Origin of the sequence: Catenuloplanes japonicus, assembly GCF_000717135.1 — a bacterium.
GTDB classification, from domain to species: domain Bacteria; phylum Actinomycetota; class Actinomycetes; order Mycobacteriales; family Micromonosporaceae; genus Catenuloplanes; species Catenuloplanes japonicus.
This window is the reverse complement of record NZ_JNXY01000023.1, coordinates 148,425-169,863: the sequence shown is the minus strand read 5'-3', so window position 1 is coordinate 169,863 and position 21,439 is coordinate 148,425. Positions and strand designations below refer to the sequence as shown.

Sequence of the window (21,439 nt, the reverse complement as noted above, 5' to 3'; positions counted from 1 at the left end):
CAGGCCCGGCCTGGTTCACCGTGTTACCTCCGCGGTTACCTGGCCTTCATCGACGGTTTCGTTGGCGTCCCTGAACTGAGGATTTGCGGACGTCGTAAAGGAGGGCCGGCGAAGAGGAGCCCGCTATGCCCTTCCAGATCTGCGCGGACGGACGATTCATCCCGGTGCCGTCCGGGGTGTTCTTCCACGAAGGCCCGATGACGACCCCGGTCGACCTGGGGGCGCTGACCCGCGCGCTGACCGCGGACCGGGTCGCCGGCGGCGGCGCGGCGGTGTTCCTCACCGAGTCCGCGCTGGCGGATCCGGCCGTGGTGCACCGGGTCCGGCTCGCGCTCGACGACGTCCCGGAGATGGCGCGGCACGGGATGGTCCTCGGCTCGACCGAGGGCGAGACGCATGATCCGGCACGGTGGGAGACCGCGACCGAGACGATCGGGCTGCAGAAACAGGTGCCTTTTCGCGAGGGTACGCCGCGCAGCCCCCGGATCATCGGCGTGGACGCGCAGGGGCGGGAGACCGCCGGTGTGCCGGAGGCGATCCGGGTGCTGCCGCGCGCGCAGGCGGCCGCGCGGGAGACGCTCAAGGCCGCGGCCCGGCTGGCCGCGGATCCGGCACGGTCGCCGTGGGAGCGGCTGGAAACACTGCTGGCGGAGGCGTCGGCGCGGCGGGACGAGCTGGGCGTGCGGCGCACGTTCGCGGAGGATGTGCCGCAGACGGCGTACCAGATGGCGGTGGGTCTGGTGCTCCTGAACCCGGGCGTGGACCTGGACGCGCTGACGCGCGCGGTGCTGCCGCCGGCAGCGGCCGAGGTCGACGCGGTGTTCGGCGGCGGCGGCGAACGGATCGGGCCGGTGGCGCTGCACGCGCGGCTGGCGGCCGTGCCCGGCGCGTCCGCGTTGGTCCGGACCGGTGACCGGGCCCGCTGGCTGGTCTCCCGGGACGGCACCGTCTACTGGGTCGACGCGGCGCTGGACGTGGATCCGGTCGCGCGGTTCGACCCGACGGCGGACGATCCGCGCACCCGCGAGCTGACCAGGTCCGGGACCACGGTCACCGTGACCACGCCGACAGTACGGCCGGTCGCGACCGGCGTGCGGCCGGACGGGCAGGGCGGGTTCCTGGCCGACGCCGGTGGGGTCCCGGTCGAGCTGCTGATCCGCCAGGACCGCGTGGCCGGCCGGGACGTGATGGTGCTGCTCTCCGACGACGAGTGGGCGCGCCTGAGCGGGGGCGACTGGCTGCCGCCGTCGCGCGACGGGCTGCCGGTGGTCGCGGTGCACAACGAGCGTGGATACGTGCGGGTGCCGGCCCGGCGCAACGGCGTCGTCGTCGAGGTGCTGCTGGCGCCCGGCGAGCTGGCGGCCGTGACCGCGCGGCTCGGCGCCGACCAGACGCTGCTGTCCTGCGACACCGCGGTGCTGAACAGCGAATTCCTGCAGGGGTACGCGTCCGCGCTCCACGGCACGGTCCTGGCCGCGCAGGGTGATGTGCTGGCCGGGTCTAATGCGGGCAGCCCGGTCACCCGCGGCGGCGAGCCGTGGCTGCTGTTCACGGCGGAGGGCGCGGGCGAGCCGTGGGACACGCTGAACGAGGAGTACGCGCTCGACGGCTTCCGGTCCGTCGACGACCCGGAGGCGTTCCGCGCGTACGAGGCCGGCGAGCCCGGATCCGGCGTGCTGCTGCTGACGGCCGCCCAGGTGGGGGCGCGGGCGCAGGCCGCGGTCAGGGCGATCGGGGACTGGGAACAGGGTGTCGGCGACATGGACGCGCTGCGGGCGACGCTCGGCGGTGACCATGTGGCCCTCGCCCATCTGGAGAGGATCCTGAGCGGCTGGGCCGAACTCGACAGGCTCGGGAGGCGGGCCGGGGAGCTGGATCGTGGGCTCGGTTCGTCTGCTGGCTCGGCCGAGCCGGACCCGATGGCCGTGGCGAGTCTGGGCAGGGCCGTTCGGGCGCAGATCCGGAGCCACAACGACGCGGTGGAAGCGCTGCGGGACCGGCTCGGCAACCGGCCGCCGACGCTGTCGGAACAGACCGGCGCCGCGTCCGTTCCCACGGCGGCCCCGCAGCAGCCGGTGGCGGCACCCGTGGGAACGGTCGCGGAGGCTGTCCGGCAACTGTCCGGCCCGCCTGCGACGGCCGCACCGGTGACGGCAGAGCCGACGGCGGCCCTGCCAACACCGTCGGCGTCGGCGTCGGCAAGCGTGCCGGCGGCATCCGTGCGCGCGGCATCCGTGCCAATGGCATCCGTGCCAATGGCAGCTGAGCCCATTGCAGAAGGGCGAATGGCAGCCTGGCCGGCGGCGGTTGTGCCAGCGGCAGCCGGGCCGGCTCGCCAGCCCCATGGCTGGACCGTGACGCAGCTGACCGACCCGTCGGGTACGGTCCGGTTTACCCGCGACGGCCGGACGGTCGACCTGCGTGTGATCACCGGTGCGTTTCCCGAGTCCGAGCTGATCCTGGATCCGGACACCATCGCCGGCGCCCGGACCGCCGCGATTCCCGGCGCGCGACTGCACCTGCCGGACACCCTGCCCACCGATGGTCTCGCGCAGGAGCTGCTCTGGGCCGCGGAACAGGTCGACGCGGCCGGCCGCTCCCGGTTGGACCGCCGCCTCCGCCAGGTGGTCTGGAGCCGCTCACCCGCGGAACGCCTCGCGCCGGGCGGCCGCCCGCGACTGTTCCGATCGCTCGCGCCCGCGGACCGCGCCCGGGTGCGCACGCTCATCCACCTGCTCACCCCACCTGACCCGGCCGCGCGGGGCACCGACATCGCCGACGCGCTGGCCGAACTCGGCGTGCTCGGCGATCAGTCCGGCTCCGCACCCCGCGCGCAGGCCCTGGACGGCGAGCTGCGCGCCGCCGGCGTGCCCGAAGCCTCGATCCAGTTCGTCAGGGATCGCCTGTACGACACCCGGGCCGCCACCACACCGTCCGCGCTGCTGGAGTCGGCCCGGTCCGCGGCCGCGATCTTCGCCGAGACCACGCCCCGGATCATGGGCGCCGGCCTGACGAAGGAGGGCGATCACGATGTCCTGCGGCTGCGCCTGGACGGCCCGCACCCCCTCGTCGACGACGACGAGAACATCCTGCGCCTGCGCATCGTGGAGTCCCCACGGAACTGGCGGTCCCGGGACGTGGCCCGGCTCGACCTGACCGCGAAGACGCTCACGGTCAGCGGCCGGGCCGGCGACGCGGCCCTGCAGGTCACGATCGCCGGCCTGCTGGCCCGGGACCTGGTCGCCCCCGCAGTCAGGGGCCCGGTCGCACGGGGTGCAAGGGGCCCGGCCGCTGCGGCGGCTGGTGGCGTGGTCGCCCCTGGCGCTGGTGGCCTGGCCGGCTTCGGTGCCGGCGTCCCGGTCGCCTCCGGCAGCGGCGTCCCGGTCGCCTCCGGCGAGGCCGCACAGCGCGAGGCGCGCCGCCTGATGGCCGAGGAACAGGTGCTGCGCCGTCTCCGCAACGGCAGCGCGGGCCGGATCGCCCGGTGGGGGCGGGCGAAGGTCTGGCGCCTGACGCTGCACCAGCGGCTGTTCGACGCCCTGCTGGACCGCCACCTGACCGCCATGCGGGAGCACCTGCGGGAACACCGGGACGTGCTGCCGCTCGGCCTGCGCGCCGATCTGTGGGTCGCGACGCACCGGGCCACCTGGCGGGCCGATGAGGCCGCACCCCAGATCTCGGACAAGCCGGGCCTGGAGCTGCACGCGGCGCGCCGGGTGACGTCCGTACCGGTCGCCCTGATCAACACGATCGGCACCGGGCTGCTGGCCGGTCGTGCGCCCCACCTCTACGGCGCGAGCCTGGCCGGTCAGGGCGCTGCCGCGCTGCCGCAGGCCTGGTCGGACGCGGCGAACGCACGGATGAGCGCCGGCGTCGGCCCGGCGAAGGACCGGCTGACCGAGCCGGGCGCCGCCGACCCCACGTACGCGCTGTTCCGTGCGCCGGAGTGGGCGCTGCCGACCCAGAACGTGATCAAGCGGTCGCCGTCCGGTCTGGCGCAGTCGATCGCGTCGATGCTGGTGGCGGGCGGCGTCAGCGCCAAGTGGGACACCGGTGTCACGGCGCTCGGCCTGACCGTGCTGGCGAACCTGGTCCAGGCCGAGCTGGATCACGTGTTCGACAATCCCGAGGGTACGGCCGGGAAGCGCTACGCGTTCGAGCACGCCCGCACCTGGGACAAGCTGCGTAACGACAGCGTGGAGAGCGCGTACTACCGCCTCCGGGAGCTGATGAGGCGGGCCGGGACGAGCGCGCTGCACGATGCCGAGAAGGAGGCGCTGGAGGAGAGCCGCACGAAGATCAGCGACATGATGGCGGCGATCGGGCACGAGGTCGACATCGCGGTCGGTGAGATGGTGCGGCGCCGGAACAGCCCCTGGCGCGGTTCCGCGACGGCGGAGACGTTCGACCTGATCGCCCGCGGACTGGGCGACGGCAGTCCCAGCCGCACCCACAACGCGATGCGGGTGGGCGGTCAGCACGCGTCCGCGCAGCTGCCGTCGCTGGTGCTCGGCCTGCTGGCGAACAGCGCGGTCGACCTGGTGACCATGAACATCGGCGCGGCCGCGGCCAGCGGAGCGGTCTACGGCGCCGGATGGAGCGGACTCAAACGGCACGAGTTCGCCGACCTGGTCGCGATCGCCAGCTGGGACACGCTCCACCGGCTCCGGTACATGCAGGAGGCGATCGACTACCTGCTCGACGCGACGCGCGTGACCCCGGGCCCGAACGGCGCCGTTGCCCGGCCGCCGGTCGCGATCGACGAGCGGCCGGAGGCGAATCCCGCCAACTCGGTGACGTTGCGACTGACGCGCAAGATCGGCCTTCGTCGCCTGGCCGAGGCACGCGCGCAGGCCCGCGCCAACGCGAACGTCCAACGCCCCCGCGAGGTGTCCGGGACGTCGCAGATGCTCTACAAGCACGTCCCGTCGTTCCTCACGCACATGGTCGCGGCCGGCGTGATGGGCGCCGCGCTGCAGGCACCCGGTGCGGTGGTGGGCGTGGCCGTCGCCGTCGGCGGTGTGGCGAAGCTCGCGACCGGCGTGGGCGAGAACCTGCTGCGCGTGTCCGCGCCGCTGATGGCGCAGACCGCCGCGATCCAGCAGTCACGGGCCGAGACGTCGCGGATGACGACCACCCGGGACGAGATGGCCGGCGAGTTCGGGACGCTGATCGCCACCGCGGCGCGGGCTCAGGAACACATCCATTCCGCGCCGGTACGCGGCTGGACCGGGTTCAGCGGCACGGTCAGGTCGTTCCCCGGCGGCGTGACCGGCCGGTTCGGCACCGCCGTGCGCGCCACCACCCGGGCCGGTCTGCGCATCGGCGACATGACCTCCTGGAACGTGCCGCCGGCGCTGTCCCGGGCACCGGCGCCGGCCGGCCCGGTCACGCTGACACACCGCGACCGGATCGCGCTCAACGCGCTGCACGCGCTGGCCAGGGACCTGGAACACGCGCACGACCCGGCGCGGACCGCGCGCATCGACCTGACGCCGGAGGCGGTCAGCGCGGAGCTGTTCCTGGTGATGGACCGGCTCGGTCTTCGTGCGGGGCAGGACCCGGCCCGGCACCGCTGGGCGGCGGTCGTGACGGATCTGCGCCGGCGGCACGGCTACGAGATGTCGGATCAGGTCCGGGCGCTACGCGCTTCGCGGGAAACCTCGGGTCCGCCGCGCGTCGAGGCGACGGAGAACGCGGCCGAGCGGGCGCGCCAGGAGGTGCGTCTGGCGGAGTGGAAGGCGCACCAGGCGGGCTGGCAGGCGCTCCGGGCGGCCTGGGCGGCGGACCCGCTGACCGGGACGCTCTGGACGGTTGCGGCGCGGACCGAGTTCCAGCGACTGCGGATGGACGTGCGGCCGGACGGCTGGATCAAGATGTTCCCGGCGACGGGTCCTCGGTACCGGATCCGGGTGGTGGCGGGCGCGACCGGGCCGGACCTGGCACACCTGCGCCTCGCCCCGGACGACCTCTGGCACGCGATCCGGGGCAGCTTCCGCGACGACCCGCACACCCTCGTGGTCGACCCGGCGCACGTGGCCGACGAGGGGCAATTGGTGCTGATGCTGACCTGGGCCACCAGGGAGATCGAGCGTCTCCGGCTCCTCAACGGCCACCGCGTGCAGGACATCATGATCGGACCGAGGGAGTCGCTGCTCACGTACGTCCGCCCGCCGGTATCGCGCACGGGCACCGTCTCCACGCTGCAGGACGGAGGCGCTCCCGACGAGGCCCTGCCGGTGACGGCCGGGCCTCGCACGGCGGCGTTCGCCGCGGCGGGCCCCGACGCCGTCGCGCCGCCGTCGCCCATCCTGGACACGCTCGCGGCAGACGCGATCCCGCTCGCGGCAGACGCGATCCCGCTCGCGGCAGACGCGATCCCGCTCGCGGCAGACGCGATCCCGCTCGCGGCAGACACGATCCTCCCTGCGGCGGACACGAACCGTCCCACGACCGCCGCTTTCCTTCCGGCATCTGCCCTGTTCCCATCGGAGCTGCCCGAGCGCCTGCCCGAGCGCCTGCCCGAGCACCTGCCCGAGCACCTGCTCGGGCCCGCCGGCGTGCAGGCCGTTCCGCAGGCGCTCGCCGAGGCCGTCCGGAACCGAGGCGTCGGCGACGTCCCGGAGCCGGCGATCGCCCGGATGACCGCGCTGCTCCCGGCGCTGGCGTCGTCCGGCCCGGACGGGCTGGCCGCCTTCGTCGGCGGCGTCATGAACTGGGCTGACACTAGGCTGACGCCGCTCGCCGAACGGCTGGAGACCGGTTCCGGCGCCGACGTGTACCGGGTGGACGGCCCGGCCGAGACCGCGCCCGTGGTGATCAAGGTGTTTCCCGAGATGGGCCAGTTCGTGGAGGAGCTGTCCGCGCTGCAGCGGCTCGCCGACGCGGGCGTCACCGTGCCCCGGGTGCACGCGGTCGGCGCCGTCGACCGCAAGGGCACCCCGGTCGGCACGCTGGTCATGTCGTACGCCCGGGGCAGCACGCTCACCGACCTGCTTACCCGTCTCCACGATGAGGGGACCCCGCAGGCGCTGGCCGCGGTGACCGCGGCGGTCACCGCGCTGGGCCGGGCGCTGGGCGAGCTGCATCGGCAGGCCGGCCCGAGGGTGAGCGAGTCCTACCTGGACGGTCAGGTGACGTGGATCAGGCAGCAACTCGCACACCTGCTGCCGGAGAACGTGCTGACACAGACCGCGGAGCTCTACATCCGGGATGTCATGGCCGACCCTGGCACGGCCGGGCTGGTCCACGGCGACCTGCACCCCGGCAACGTCGTCTGGCACCCGGAGCACGGCATCACGTTCATCGACGTGGCCGGCGCGCACCGGTCGATCGGCGCGAACGGCACTCCGGTCGGCATGCCGGAGCGCGACGTGTCCACGTTCCTGTCCAAGCTCCGCAGCCAGGGCACCGCGCTCGGCCTGAGCATGACCGCGCAGCTCCTGCCGCTGCGCAGGGCGTTCCTCCGCGCGTACGAGGCCACCGGCGTCGAGCGCGCCGAACACGTCGTCGGCATGTACCGGGACGGGCGGCACGGCCGTCAGCTCCGCGAGAACGTCACCCAGCTCGCACCCGGCGTCGACCTGAAGGTGTTCCGGGCCGAGGTGCCGGACCAGCTCAAGCTCTCCGAGCCGGCCGCCGCGCCGAACCCGGTCGCGCTGCTCGGGCGGGCGGAGCTGCTCGGCCGCCGCTACCGTCAGCAGGTGGCCGGCCGGATCGCGACCGCGCTGATCGGGGCGGACGCGCCCGCGCGGGCCGCGATGATCACCGAGCTGCTGGACCGGTTCACCTCGGATCTCGCCGCGCTCACCGAGCGCCTCCGGGACCTGCTCGCGGCGGGCGGCGAGGCGACGCCGGCGTACCGTGGCGAGTTTTTGAAGGTCTTGGAGACCTATCGCGGCGCGCGCACCATGCTGGACCAGCTCGCGTTCGACACCGGCGACGGCGCACTGCGGCTGCCGCCCTGGGAAGACCTGGTCACCGTGCAGGCACCGCCCGCGCCGGCCGTCGCGCCGATCCTGCTCGGCGCCTGGAGCGGGCCGCCGGCCGCACGGGCCGCCGCCGACATCCGGGCGCACGCGTCGGCCGCGGGACGGCCGGTCGTCGCGGTCGACCTCGGCGGCCTGCCCGAGGTGTCCGGGCCGGTCGTGGCGGAGCTGCACCGGGTGCTGACCGGGTTCCGGCGGATGCGCGTCGCGCCGGTGCTGGTGGCGACGGAGGCCACGCGCGCGACCGGCGAGCTGTTCGCGGACATCCGCCGCGAGTTCGCGCCGACGCTGATCCAACCGGCCTCGGCCGGGTTCGACCGGGTGTGGGTGCTGCGGTCGCCGGACGGCGAGTCGCGGCAGATGGAATCCCGGCTGGAGGAGGCGATCTTCGAGGCGGCCGGGCCGCTGGCCGCGCAGGCGCCGACCCCGGTGGACGGCGTGCACCTGCCCGGCGCGCTCGGCACCTGGGCGATGTCCCGCACCTGGGCGGACGCGGCCGCGCTGCACCGCGCGCACGAGGCCGAGCTGCACGCGGACGCGGCGTTCGCGGCGCTGACGGACGCGGTCACGGCCGAGCCCGGCGACACGCGCCTGGCCGCGTTCCACACCGTGCTGGACGTGGCGCGCACGGCAGGCCGGCTGCCCGTCGACGGCGAGCCGCGACTGACACCGGTCGCACAGTCCATCCTGGACGTCGAGCCGCCACCTGCGATCGGGCCGCGTGACCCGGCCACGGCCGGGTTCGTCTACGACTATCTGTCCACGATGGGCGGACGGGCCGATCGGTTCGCCATGGACGGGATGCTCTTCGCGCTGATCATGGCCGGCGCGCTCAGCTGGGCGCAGGGCCTCTCGCTGGTACGGACCACCGCGACCACGCCGGTCGACCGCGCGAACCTGGCCGTGTTCGAGACGGTCGAGGCGCTGCTCGCGCTGGCCCCGGCGCTGACCGCGGAGAACCCGATGACCCACCCGGAGCTGCTGCCGATCATGCAGAGGCTCGGCGGCGTCACCGCGGGCGGGCGTAACCCGGACTGCCTCTCACCGAGCGACCGGGCCGCCTGGACCGGGCGGCTGGACGCGGTCCGCGACCGGCTGCGCGCCACCGAGCCGGACCGGGCCGCGCTGATCGAGACCGCCACCCACCTCCTGACCAACTGCTGACCGGAGACCCGACATGACGCTGCCGATCATTCCCCGCAGCATGGACGCGATCTGCCTCGACCACGTGGTGCCGACCGCGACCGGCAGCCACATCGTCAACGCGGCGCCGTCGAGCCTGGCCACGGACGGGCTGCTGGGCGAGGCGCTCGCGCTGCCCGCGGTGCCGGGGTACACGAACGTCTCGTTCGGGCGCGGCATGCGGGACGCGTTCGCGCTGACGGACCAGTATCTGCGCGGCATCCCGCCGGAGGCGATGGACCGGATCGTCGAACGGCCGCTGGCCGGCACGCCGATGAGCCTGGACGAGCTGGCCGCGCGCGCCGACCTGATGCGGCTGCCGGTGGAGATCCCGGTGGCACGGCTGCGGGCGACGCCGGCGACCGCGATCGACCTGCACCGCGTCCTGCACTTCGACGCGCAGGGGCGGCTCACCGCCCGGGACGGCGCGGCGATCGTCCGGGTGGTGCCGGCGGAGCCCCGGACGCCGGACCCGTACGCCACGACCGCGCCGGACGTGCGCGCGGCGGCGCTGCGCGGCGGCTACCCGAGCGCGCGAATCGTGCCGGTCGAGGAGGACAGGGTGCAGCTGGGCCTGCCGCCCGCACTCGTCGCGCACACGCACGGCGACGCGCTGCAGGGTGCCCGCCCGCTGCACGTCAGCGACCTGCCGTCCGCGCCGGTTTCCGTCGCCAGCTACGGCGACCTGCTCGCCCACATCGCCGCCGGGCCCGCGGCGCACGCGCTGGTCGAGGTACGCACGGCCGTGCCGAGCGGGTCCGACGTGCGCACGGCCGTGCCGAGCGGATTTGAGGCGCGCACGCCCGCGGTGAGCGGGTCCGACGTGCGCACGCCCGCGGTGAGCGGATCCGAGGCGCGCGCGGCGAGCACGACCGGGGCCAATGTGCGTGTCCCCGGCACGACCGAGCCCGAGGTGTTCCTGGCCGTGCATGATGCGGCCGGTGTCGCGTTCCTCGACCCGGGCACCGGCCGCGCCGCGCTCTTCCCGGCCGCGCCGGACCTGATCCGGGTGGCGGCGCTGCCCGGCGAGATGACGGTCGCGGAGCGGCTGCTCGACCTGTCCGCCGGTGGCGTGGCCACGCTGCCGATCCAGCGGCCGGCCGGCGTGGTCGCGCACCGCACGTTCGGGCCGTCCGGCCTGCGCGCGGTCGACGTGCTCGGACCCGTACCCCCGAAGATTGTGAATGTGGTGTCGTCAGCCGCCGAGGCGATCGGCCAGTCCGTGATCGTGGTCGGGCCGCAGCCGCGCACCGGGCCGTCGCGCCGTGACCTGCTCCGCGCCGAGAAGATGCTGTTCCAGCACCTGCAGAACGGGCCGGCGCCGATCGTGCTCGACTACGGCGGCGCCGGGCCGAAGCTGGCCGACATCGCGCGCCGGTGGGGCGCGCCGGTCATGCGGCAGTCGCTCGGCGGCGGGCTCGACCTGGCGCGCGCCTGGACCGGGGCCGGACCGGACGGCAGCGTCGCCGGGCCGCCGTTCACGGAGATCAACGCGGACACGCTCAAGGCGATCGGCGACCGGCAGCGCGTTCCTGCGAGTGTCCGGACCGATCCGAAGCTCGCCGCCTATCTGGCGATGACCCTGGAAGATCCCGCGGCGGTACGGGAGGCGCTCGCCGACGCCGGCACGCTCAAGACGCTGCGGGCCGGGATCGACGCGCTGCCCGCCGACCCGCAGCTGTTCGCGGCCCACACCGCGTTGCTGGACCTGGCCGACCGGCAGAGCCCGCTGCTCGACGTGGCGATCGACTACCTCGGCGAGACCAGGGGCGGCCAGGTGAGCACCCTGCCGGCCGTGCACACGGTGCTCAACCTTGAGCCGGAGGCGCGGTCCGGCGCGCTCGACGACCTCAAGAGCATCACCATGGGTACGCTCGACGACGGCGCCGGCCGGGCCATCCTCGACGCGATCCAGCTGCGGCTGAACGGCGCCGAGGCGGCCGCGGTCGAGCGCGCCGTCCACGCCCACTCGGTCTACCTGCCACACGGCGGTCGCGCCGACTTCATCCGCCGGCTCGGCGCCTGGAAGCGCGAGATGCCGGAACACGGCGCCGTTTTCGACGAGGTCGCGGTCTACGTGACCACCTGTCCGTGAGCCGGGCCCTCGGTGATCGGGGCGTCCCCCATGCTGTTCCAGCGACGTGGGGGACACCCCGATCACCCGGCGGGTGGCTGCGAAGCCGCTACCGGATCATCGGGTCGCTGTCGGACTCGGCGCCGGGTGGGGGATCGGACTGACCGGGTCCGTGTTCGGTGGCTACTCCTTCTCGTCGTCGATCCACTCGATCTCCACGCCGGGGCCCTCGTGGCCGGTCCAGGTCGCGCCGTCGTGCACGGTGACCCGGATGTCCTTCGGGCCGTCGCGCTCCTCGACCCAGCTCCACTCGCCCTTGACGACCTCGCCCTCCTTGAACCACGGATGCGAGTAGTCGCCGGTCGGCAGCGGCGTGTTGTTCGACGTGACCGGCGGCGCGTCCTGGTCCCGCTGGCCCTCCGGCAACGGTTCGCCCTCCGGCGGCAGGTCCCAGTCCGCGCCCAGCGGGATGTAGTTGTTCCGGTCGCCCTGCGGCGGTGCGAAGCCCTCCAGCGCGTCCGCGAACATCTCGAACGCCACGGCCAGCGCGGACTCGGTCTGCGCATATGCGTTTCCGGCGCCGATCAGGCCACCGGCGAACTGGCTCAGCAGCCCGATCTTCATGCCGTTCTCCGAACTCGCGCCCGGTTCGCCGAAGAAGTCCGTGATCGCGAGCATGTACTGGTTGGAGAAGTGCTCCGCGGTCGCCTTGGTCTGACCGGCCCAGCCCAGATGCAGCTCCTTCCACGCGTCGTCGATCCGGCCGAACGCGGCCGAGATGTCCAGGCCCAACTGCTTGACCCGTTTACCGGTCAGATAGAGCGAATACGGGTAGACGCTCAACATCACCGCCGCGTTGTTGTACGGCAGCTGGTCTCCTGTGGGAATGTTTCCGTGATCGGCCACATCCACCCCCTCATCCGGACGGAATACGCCACCCCAGAGCGTTCCGCCCACGCCCGGAAACGTCCACGTCCCCGAAACGGGGTCACGGTTTCCGGGTCTTGCCGACGCCCCCGCACCGGTCGCTAGCCTTCCACCGCTTCTTTCCGACTCCTCCGGACGGTGGACGATGAGCAGCTCCGACACGCCCGACCCCGGGGTCTCCTCCGTCGCCGGCCATCCGGACGGCAGCACCACCGAACTCGCGCCGGACGGCGGAATCGTCCGCCGGACCACCCCGGACGGCGTCGTCTTCAACGCGTTCGACCCGCGGCACCGGCCGACCGCCGGGCACACGGACGCGGCCCGGTTCACCATCGACTATCCGGAGGCGCCGAATGATCCCGCGGAAGGTGTCGAGTACACCCCGGACGGCCACCTATTACGGCAGCACACCGCCGACGGCGCCGTCTATGAGGCTTTTGATGCCCTCGGTCGCCCGCACCAGGGAGTCTCGGGCGATTCCCGCTTCGACATCGGCTACGGCGCCAACGGCCGCGTCATCAACACCTTCGACGACGGTACGGTCCTGGAGTACGACGGCGCCGGCCGCATTCTCCGCCATACCGCGCCCGACGGCACCGTCTACGATCTCTTCGACCCGCAGAACCGCCCCACGGCGGGTCATCGCGCCGCGGACTATTTCACCATCGATTACACGACGGATGACGGCTCGACCATTCGCTATGCCGACGGTTCAAGCGCGTCCTTCGATGCCGGCGGCGCGCTCGTCTCCCAGACCGGTCCCGCCGGATCTTCCTCAGGCGTAGCCGCCGGCACCTCCGCGGACGTGGCCTCGGAGCAGTCGTACGCGGACGGATCCTCGGCCGCGTTCGACGCCTCCGGCACGCTGGTCCGGCAGCGGACCGCGGACGGCACGGTCTTCTCGTCCTTCGACGCCGCCGGCCGGCCGCTGGTGGGGGAGACGGCGCAGGGCGAGCGGTTCACCATCGCCTACGACGCGGCCGGCGGGTCGGTGATGTCGTACGCGGCCGGCTCGTCCGCCGCGTTCGACGCCTCCGGCAGGCTGAGCCGCCAGACGACGGAGGACGGGACGGTCTTCTCGTCGTTCGACGGGGACGGCCGCCCGCTGCTGGGCGAGACACCGGACGGCGAGCGCTTCACGTTCGCCTACGACGCGTCCGGTGGCTCGGTGATGTCCTACGCGGACGGCGCGTCGGCGACGTTCACCGCTTCTGGCGCGCTCGCATCGCAGCGGCTGGCGGACGGCACGGTCTACGCCTCCTTCGACGCGGACGGCAACCCGCTCACCGGCACGACACCGGACGGCGAGCGCTTCACGATCGCCTATGACGCCAACGGCTCGGTGCTGTCCTATGCGGACGGTGCGTCGGTCGAGTTCGACGCCGCCGGTCACGTGGAGCGCCAGACGCTGGCCGACGGGACCGTCTTCTCGCTGTTCGACGGCGACGGCCGCCCGCTGGTGGGCCGGACGCCGGACGGCGACCCGTTCACGGTGTCGTACGACGCCGACGGCGGCTCGCTGATGACGTACGCCGATGGCACGTCGGTGGAGTTCGACGCCGCCGGTGTGCTGGCGCAGCAGCACCTCGCGGACGGCACGGTCTACTCGTCGTTCGACGGCGATGGTCGCCCGTTGATGGGCACGACGCCGGACGGCGACCGCTTCACCATCGCCTACGAGGATGACCACAGCTCGGTGCTGTCCTACGCCGACGGCTCCTCGGTCGAGTTCGACGCAGCCGGTCACGTGGCGCGGCAGAGGTTGGCCGACGGGACCGTGTTCACGTCGTTCGACAATGACGGAAATCCGCTGGCGGGCCGGACGCCGGAGGGCAGCCAGTTCACGGTGTCCTACGACGCCGACGGCGGCTCGGTCATGAGGTATGCCGACGGCACCACGGTCGAGTTCGACGCCGAAGGTGCGCTGGCACAGCAGCATCTGTCGGACGGCACGGTCTTCTCGTCGTTCGACGCGGACGGTAACCCGCTGACCGGTACGACGCCGGACGGCGACCGGTTCACGATCGCCTACGACGACGGCCACGGCTCGGTCATGTCCTACGAGGACGGGTCGTCCGTGCAGTTCGGCGCGGACGGCGAGGTCGAGCGTCAGACGCTGGCGGACGGGACCGTGTTCACGTCGTTCGACGACGACGGCAATCCGCTGGCGGGCCGGACGCCGGAGGGCAGCCAGTTCACGGTGTCGTACGACGCCGACGGTGGCTCGGTGATGAAATACGCCGACGGCACGACTGTCGAGTTCGACGCCGAAGGCGCACTGGAGCAACAGCGGCTGGCGGACGGCACCGTGTTCTCGTCGTTCGACGCGGACGGCAATCCGCTGACCGGCACGACGCCGGACGGCGAGCGCTTCACGATCGCCTACGACGACGGCGCCGGCTCGGTGATGACCTACGCCGACGGCGCGTCGGTGCAGTTCAACGCGGACGGCGACGTCGAACGGCAAACGCTTCCTGACGGGACCGTCTTCACGTCGTTCGACGACGACAGCAACCCGCTCGCAGGCAGGACGCCGGACGGCGAGACGTTCACGATCGAATACGACGCCGGTGGCGGCTCCACCATGTCGTACGCCGACGGCACGTTTGTGGTCTTCAATGCGGACGGTGACACGGTCCGGCAGGTGCTGGCCGACGGCACCCAGTTCACGCAGTTCGACGAGGACAGCAATCCGCTGGCCGGTAAGACCGCCGACGGCGAGACGTTCACGATCGAGTACGACGCCGACGGTGGTTCGGCCATGTCGTACGCCGGTGGCACGTGGGTGCAGTTCAACGCGGACGGCGACACGGTCAAGCAGGTGCTGGAGGACGGCACCGAGTTCACGCGGTTCGACGGCGACAGCAATCCGCTGGCCGGTAAGACGGCGGACGGCGAGACGTTCACGATCAGCTATGACGCTGATGGCGGGTCGACGATGTCGTACGCCAATGGCTCATTTGCTGTTTTCGACGCGGATGGCAACACCGTCCGGCAGACGCTGGAAGACGGCACCCAGTACACACAGTTCGACGATGACAGCAATCCGCTCGCTGGGAAAAACCCGGACGGCGAGACGTTCACGATCAGCTACGACGCCGACGGCAGCTCGACCATCTCCTACGCGAACGGCGCGTTCGCGGTCTTCGACACCGACGGCAAGACCGTCCGCCAGACGCTGGACGACGGCACCCAGTACACGCGCTTCGACGACGACAGCAACCCGCTCGCCGGCAAGACCCCGGACGGCGAGACGTTCACCATCGAATACGACCCCGACGGCAGTTCCGTCATGTCGTTCGCCAACGGCTCCTCCACCGGGTTCGACTCAGACGGCGACCTCGCGTGGCAGCTGCTCGAGAACGGCACCAGATACACCGACTTCGACGACGACAGCAATCCGCACGCGGGACGCACCGGGGACGGTGAGACGTTCACGATCGAATACGGGCCTGACGGCACTTCCGTCATGTCGTTCGCCAACGGCTCGTCGGCCACGTTCGACGCCGAGGGGAACACGGTCCGGCAGACGTCTGAGGACGGCACCGTCTTCACCGACTTCGACGCGGACGGCAACCCGCTGGAGGGCACCACCCCGGAAGGGCTGCACTTCACCACGACCTACGTCAAAGACGGCGGCTCGGTGATGACGTTCAGTGACGGCTCGTCGGCCACGTTCGGCGCGGACGGCGGGCTGACCGGGCAGCGGATGTCGAACGGCGCGGTCTACACCGCCTTCGACAGCGACAACAATCCGCTGGCCGGCCGGACGCCGGACGGCCGCGCGTTCACCATCTCCTACGACAGCGCAGGCGGCTCGGTGATGCGCTACCGGGACGGCGCGACCGCGTCGTTCGACGCGAACGGCACGCTGTTGTCGCAGCGGATGGCGGACGGCACCGTCTACACGCGGTTCAACACGGATGGCTACCCGGTGCAGGGCATCATGCCGGACGGCCGGTCGGTAATGATTACCTACAGCGACGACGGCCAGGTGATCAGCCACTTCGGCGACGGCAGCGTGGCGGTGACGAACGCGCACGGCGACCTGGTGCGGTACACCAGCGTCGACGGCAGCACGTTCACCGGGTTCGACGGCGATCGCCCGACGGTGGGCCGGACCGCGGACGGCGAGCGGTTCACGATGACCTACGACGACAGCGCGCACACGACCACGATCGTCTACGACAACGGCACCCGGGTCGTGCTGGACGCGAACGACCACCCGCTCTACCTGCGCAGCTCGGACGGGTCCGTGTTCCGGGACTTCTACCCGAACGGCCAGCCGCGGTCCGGCACCGGGCCGCACGGCGAGCACATCACGTTCACCTACGACGAGGCGTCCGGCACCACGACGGCCAGGATGGGTGGGCAGACGATCGTCTACGACGCCGACGGCAACCCGCTGCGCATGTCGACGGACGACGGCTGGGTCTTCGACACCTTTCAGAACGACAAACCCACCCGGGGGTACGACCCGGACCGCCATCGCCACTTCACCATCGACTACGGCGCGGACGGCGAGACGACGTGGCGCTACGGCGAGCACGACCTGGTCACGTTCGACCGGAACGGCAAGCCGACCTACTCGGAGTACCTGGACGAGAACGGGAAGCCCGTCCGGGTCGTCTACGCGATCCAGATCCCGCTTCTGAAGGAGACCGCGAACACCACGCAGCGGGAACGGAACACGATCGCGGCCCTGCTGACGGAGCTGATCGGTGAGGTGGACAGCGTCGACACGTTCGCGGTGAAGGTCGTGGAGAGCATGTTCCCCCACGACCTGATGCCGTTGGACCTCAAGTCCCCCAAGGACGTGGTGGTGTGGGACAGCCCGGCCGCGGACACGTACCGGGCGTACCGCGCGGCGGTGACCCAGGCCGCGGCGAATCTGCTGGGCGTGCTGGACGCCGCCGTCACCAAGCTGAACCTCACCTACGACAACTACGTCGGGTCGGAGACGCAGAACACCGACAATCTGACGCCGAAATAGTCCGCAGTTCGTCTTGAACCGGGGCAGGGGGAGCGCCGTAATCAGGGCGTCCGGGCCTCCGCGCCCGGTACACGCGCCGGCTCTGTCCGCCGGTGCGGGGACGGACCTGGAGGGGCCATGCTCACGATCGCGATCATCGACGACCACCCGGTGAAACGGGCCGGTCTGGAGAAGTTCGTCGCGGAGACGCCCGGCCTCGCGGTCGGCGCCTCCGTGCGCGCGGTCGAGGATCTGGCCGGTGACGTGCGCTTTGACGTCGCGATCCTGGACGTGCCGCTGCGGCCCGGCGGCCCGGCGCTGTCCGAGATCGAGCGCCTGGTGGCGCGCGGCCCGGTGGTGGTCAGCTCGACCTGGGAGCGGCCGCTGACGTTCGGCGCGGTGCTGCGGGCCGGCGCGCGCGGGTTCGTGGCCAGCCGTGCGGACGGCCGGAACATCGTGGCCGCGCTGATCACCGTGGGTGAGGGCGGCTTCTACGTCTGCCCGCAGCTCGCGGACCGGTTCCAGGCCGAGATGGTCCGCAGCGTGAACGAGGACCCGGCCGGCCTGGCGCCGCGCGAGGTGGAGACGCTGCGCTGGATCGCCCGCGGCCTGACGCACTCGCAGATCGCGGGCCGGATGGGCCTGACCGAGGCGACCGTGAACACCTATGCGAAGCGGATCCGCGCGAAGCTGAACGCGGGCAACAAGGCGGAGCTGACCCGGATGGCGATCGAGCTGGGCCACATGGCCGGCGAGGCCCGCCGCTTCCCGGCCGCGTAGGGGACCGCGCCGTCATGGACGAGCAGCAGCAGACGACGACGATCGCCCGACAGGGACCACCGCCTTCCCCGCACGCGGAGCGCCTGGAGTTCGTGCGCGCGTTCATCGACCACGCGCGCGCCCAGCCCAGCCCGGACCGGCTGGTGGCCCGACCGCACACCGCGATCTTCGTCGCGTCCGGCTGCGCGATCGCGGCGGTCCTGGTCGGGCTCGTCTACAGCCTGTTCACCGACGGCCGGCCGGGCGCGCAGACCACCGCGTCCGCGTCCGCGAGCCCGGGGCCGTCCACGTTCACGGCGGTCACCGGCTGGGACTGCCGGGGCGAGGAGCAGCACGTCTTCGAGGCGCGCGGGCGTACGCCGCAGTGGCAGGTCAACGCCGGTGGCGGCTGGGCGCAGGACGGCTGCCGCGGCGACTACGCGATCGTGCCGCTGAGCGGCGACAACGGCTACGACGACCCGGCCACGGTGCTGATCTGGGCGTTCACGCCCGGCACCGGCGTGGACAAGTGCGACGTGGCGGTCTACGCGCCGGCCGTGGACACCAAGGCGGTGACGCCGGCGGTGAAGGCACACTTCACGATCACGGCCGGCCGGGACGGCGACAACCTGGGCACGTTCGACCTGAACCAGGGCATCCGGTCCGGCGAGTGGCTGGAGGCCGGCTCGTTCCCGCTGTCCAACGGCAAGTTCACGGTCCGCCTCGGGAACCGGGGGAAGTCGGAGAACAGCCGCGAGCGGCTCATCGTCTCCCAGATCCGGGTCACCTGCGGGAAGGCCGACAGGTGACACAGACGGAGCGGGCGGCGCGGGTCGAGCGGGTCGGCGCCAAGGGCTGGGGCCGGCACCGGACCATCGGCGAGGCGGTCCGCGCCGCGCGGGACGGCGGGACCGTCTCCGTCGCCGCCGGCCGGTACGCCGAGTCCGTCGTGGCCGACCGGCCGGTGCGGATCGTCGCGGAAGCGGCCGGCGTGGAGATCGCACCGCCGGACGGCCCCGCGCTGGAGGTAAGGTCCGGCGCCGTCACCGTGCGGGGCGTGCGCCTGACGTCCGCGCACCGGACCCGGCCCGCGGTCACGGTCTCCGCGGGCACGCTCACGCTGGACACCTGCGAGGTCCAGGACGGGCGTGTCGAGGTGTCCGGGCAGGCGACCGTGGTCCTGACCGACTGTGTGGTCTCCGGCGCGGCCGGTGCCGGCGTGGACGTGGCCGATGCGGCCCGCGCGGACCTGACCGGCGGCGCGGTGCAGCGGATCGAGGGCGACGGGCTGCTGGTCCGCGGCGGGGGCAGAATCACGGTCTCCGGCACCGCGGTACGGCACGTGAGCGGGTCCGGCCTGCACCTGCGCGACGCGGCCGGCGCGGACGTCACGGGCGCCGAGTTCTCCCACGTGGCCGTGGCCGCGCTGCTGGCCGAGGACGAGGCGGCCGTCACGGTCCGGGACAGCCGGTTCTTCGACAACGACGGCGACGTGCTGCGCGCCACCGGCAGCGCCGCGTTCACGCCCGGCTGGTGGCCCGGCACGCTCCCGGACCGGCCGCAGCTCGACCCGCCGCCGCTCGGCGACGGCGCGCCCGGCGGCATCCGGCTGGAGCGCTGCACGGCGGACCGTACCGGCGGGACCGCCGTGCACCTGTCCGGGGCCGCGCACGCCGGCCTCGCGGACTGCCGGATCGACACGGTGACCGGCGCGGGCGTGGTGGCGAACGGCGACGCGCGGCTGGTGATGACGGACTCGCACGTCGTACGGTCCCGCAGCACCGGCCTGGCGCTGCTGGAACGCGCGCACGCCCGGATCGAGCGCTGCTCGGTCACCGACTCCGGCGCGAACGGCCTGTTCCTCGGCGGGGACTCGCGCGTGCTGCTGCGCGGGCTCGGCGTGAAGGAGACCCGGTACACGGCCGTGCACCTGGGCGGCACCGCGATCGCCACGCTCGCCGGCTGCGACCTCAGCGACACGCCGGAGTGCGGCGTCCGCGTGACCGGCCGCGCCATGGCCCGCGTCGACGGGGGCCGGGTGGACCGGGCCCGGCAGTTCGGCGTCGCGGTCGAGGAGACCGGCGACGTGCACCTCAGCGGCGTCACCGTGTCGGAGAGCGAGGTAGGCGTGCGGATCGACTCGCCGCACCGCGCGCTGATCGAGGGCTGCACCATCACCGCCATCGCGCAGACCGGGTTCGAGGTCGCGAAGGGCGCCGGCCCGACCGTGCGGGACACCGTGATCAGCGGCTGCGGCGGCGCCGGCCTGTTCGTCGACGCGGACGCCGCGCCGGTCGCGGACGGGCTGACGATCGACCGGATCGGCGGCACCGGCGTGGTCGTGTGGGCCGGCGCGTCGCCGCTGCTGCGCGCCACCGCGATCAAGAACTGCAAGAAGAACGGCCTCTACCTGGGCGCGGACGCGCGCGGCACGGCCGAGGACGTGGACGTCACCGGCACCGGCTATCCCGCGCTCTACATCGGCGCGGCCGCCACGCCGGTGCTGCGCCGCGTCCACGTGCACGACGTGGACGAGGACCTGACGCTGGTCGACGGCGCGGACCCGGTGTTCGAGCAGTGCACCGTGGACGCGGTCGGCACCTCCACCATGCCGGTCGACGGCGCGAACCCGCTGGTCCGCCGCGCGGTCGGTGCCACCCCGGACCGGCCGCGGCGACCGGCCCCGGCCGCGGACCCGGAGGCCGCCGAGACCCTTCCCGAGCTGCTGGAACAGTTGGAGCGGCTGGTCGGCCTGCACAAGGTCAAGCAGGACGTCGGGTCGCTGGTGAAGCTGGTCCAGATGGTGCAGAAGCGCCGCGACGCCGGCCTCAGCCCACCGCCGCTCTCCCGCCACCTGGTGTTCGCCGGCAACCCCGGCACCGGCAAGACCACGGTCGCCCGGCTGTACGGCCGGATCCTGCGCGCGCTCGGCATGCTCGGCAGCGGCCACCTGGTCGAGGTGGACCGCTCCGCGCTGGTCGGCGAGTACGTCGGCCACACCGCCCCGAAGACGCAGGCCGCGTTCCGGCGCGCGCTGCACGGCGTGCTGTTCATCGACGAGGCCTACGCGCTGACGCCGGACGGCTACGGCGCCGACTTCGGCCAGGAGGCGATCTCCACGCTGGTCAAGCTGATGGAGGACCACCGCGAGGAGGTGGTGGTGATCGTGGCCGGCTACCCGTCCGAGATGGTCCGGTTCATCAGCACCAACCCGGGCCTGTCCTCCCGGTTCTCCCGCACGCTCACGTTCGAGGACTACACCGCGGACGAGCTGGTCAGCATCGTGCAGTACCAGGCGGCCGACCACGAGTACCACCTCGGCCCGGAGACGGTCGAGAAGCTGCGTCGTTACTTCACGTCCGTCGTGCGCGACGAGGGCTTCGGTAACGGCCGGTTCGCCCGCGGCGTGTTCCAGCACATGACCGAGCAGCACGCGGCGCGCGTGGCGGAGCAGGTCGCGCCGACCACCGAGCACCTGACCCGGCTCGAGCCCGAAGACCTGCCCGACGTGCCCGAAGCACAGTAGGAGACCACCCT

7 protein-coding genes are annotated in these 21,439 nt (G+C 72.8%); 6 read left to right on the top strand and 1 reads right to left on the bottom strand.

Features of this window, described 5'->3' with window-relative positions; genetic code table 11:
- The first annotated feature begins 125 nt into the window (after positions 1–125).
- Together OP04_RS29065 and OP04_RS29060 are read left to right on the top strand one after the other, a co-directional pair.
- Positions 126–9,152 carry a phosphotransferase gene (locus OP04_RS29065; RefSeq protein WP_033343041.1) on the top strand — a complete coding sequence of 3,009 codons (9,027 nt, stop codon included), beginning with the start codon at positions 126–128 and terminating at the stop codon, positions 9,150–9,152.
- A 13-nt stretch (positions 9,153–9,165) separates the two neighbouring features.
- Positions 9,166–11,265, top strand: a complete 2,100-nt coding sequence (locus OP04_RS29060; RefSeq protein ID WP_033343040.1) for a hypothetical protein — start codon at positions 9,166–9,168, stop codon at positions 11,263–11,265.
- 162 nt (positions 11,266–11,427) lie between these two features.
- On the opposite strand, the gene OP04_RS29055 is transcribed toward OP04_RS29060, so the two are convergent.
- On the bottom strand, positions 11,428–12,150 hold the full coding sequence (locus tag OP04_RS29055; RefSeq protein WP_033343039.1) for a hypothetical protein: 723 nt from the start codon (positions 12,148–12,150) through the stop codon (positions 11,428–11,430).
- 166 nt (positions 12,151–12,316) lie between these two features.
- On the opposite strand from OP04_RS29055, the gene OP04_RS29050 reads away from it, so the two are divergent.
- The 4 genes from OP04_RS29050 to OP04_RS29035 all read left to right on the top strand — a co-directional run bounded on the left by OP04_RS29050 (position 12,317) and on the right by OP04_RS29035 (position 21,428).
- Positions 12,317–17,164 carry an RHS repeat domain-containing protein gene (locus tag OP04_RS29050; RefSeq protein ID WP_033343038.1) on the top strand — a complete coding sequence of 1,616 codons (4,848 nt, stop codon included), beginning with the start codon at positions 12,317–12,319 and terminating at the stop codon, positions 17,162–17,164.
- A 117-nt stretch (positions 17,165–17,281) separates the two neighbouring features.
- Positions 17,282–17,923 (top strand): response regulator transcription factor, encoded by a 642-nt coding sequence (locus OP04_RS29045; protein ID WP_033343037.1) that lies wholly within the window; start codon positions 17,282–17,284, stop codon positions 17,921–17,923.
- A gap of 14 nt (positions 17,924–17,937) precedes the next feature.
- Positions 17,938–18,711, top strand: a complete 774-nt coding sequence (locus OP04_RS53690) for a hypothetical protein (RefSeq protein WP_033343036.1) — start codon at positions 17,938–17,940, stop codon at positions 18,709–18,711.
- A complete protein-coding gene (locus tag OP04_RS29035) occupies positions 18,708–21,428 on the top strand; it encodes a right-handed parallel beta-helix repeat-containing protein (protein ID WP_033343035.1) in 2,721 nt (906 codons plus the stop codon). Before OP04_RS53690 ends, OP04_RS29035 begins: the two co-directional genes overlap by 4 nt.
- Positions 21,429–21,439: the final 11 nt, after the last annotated feature.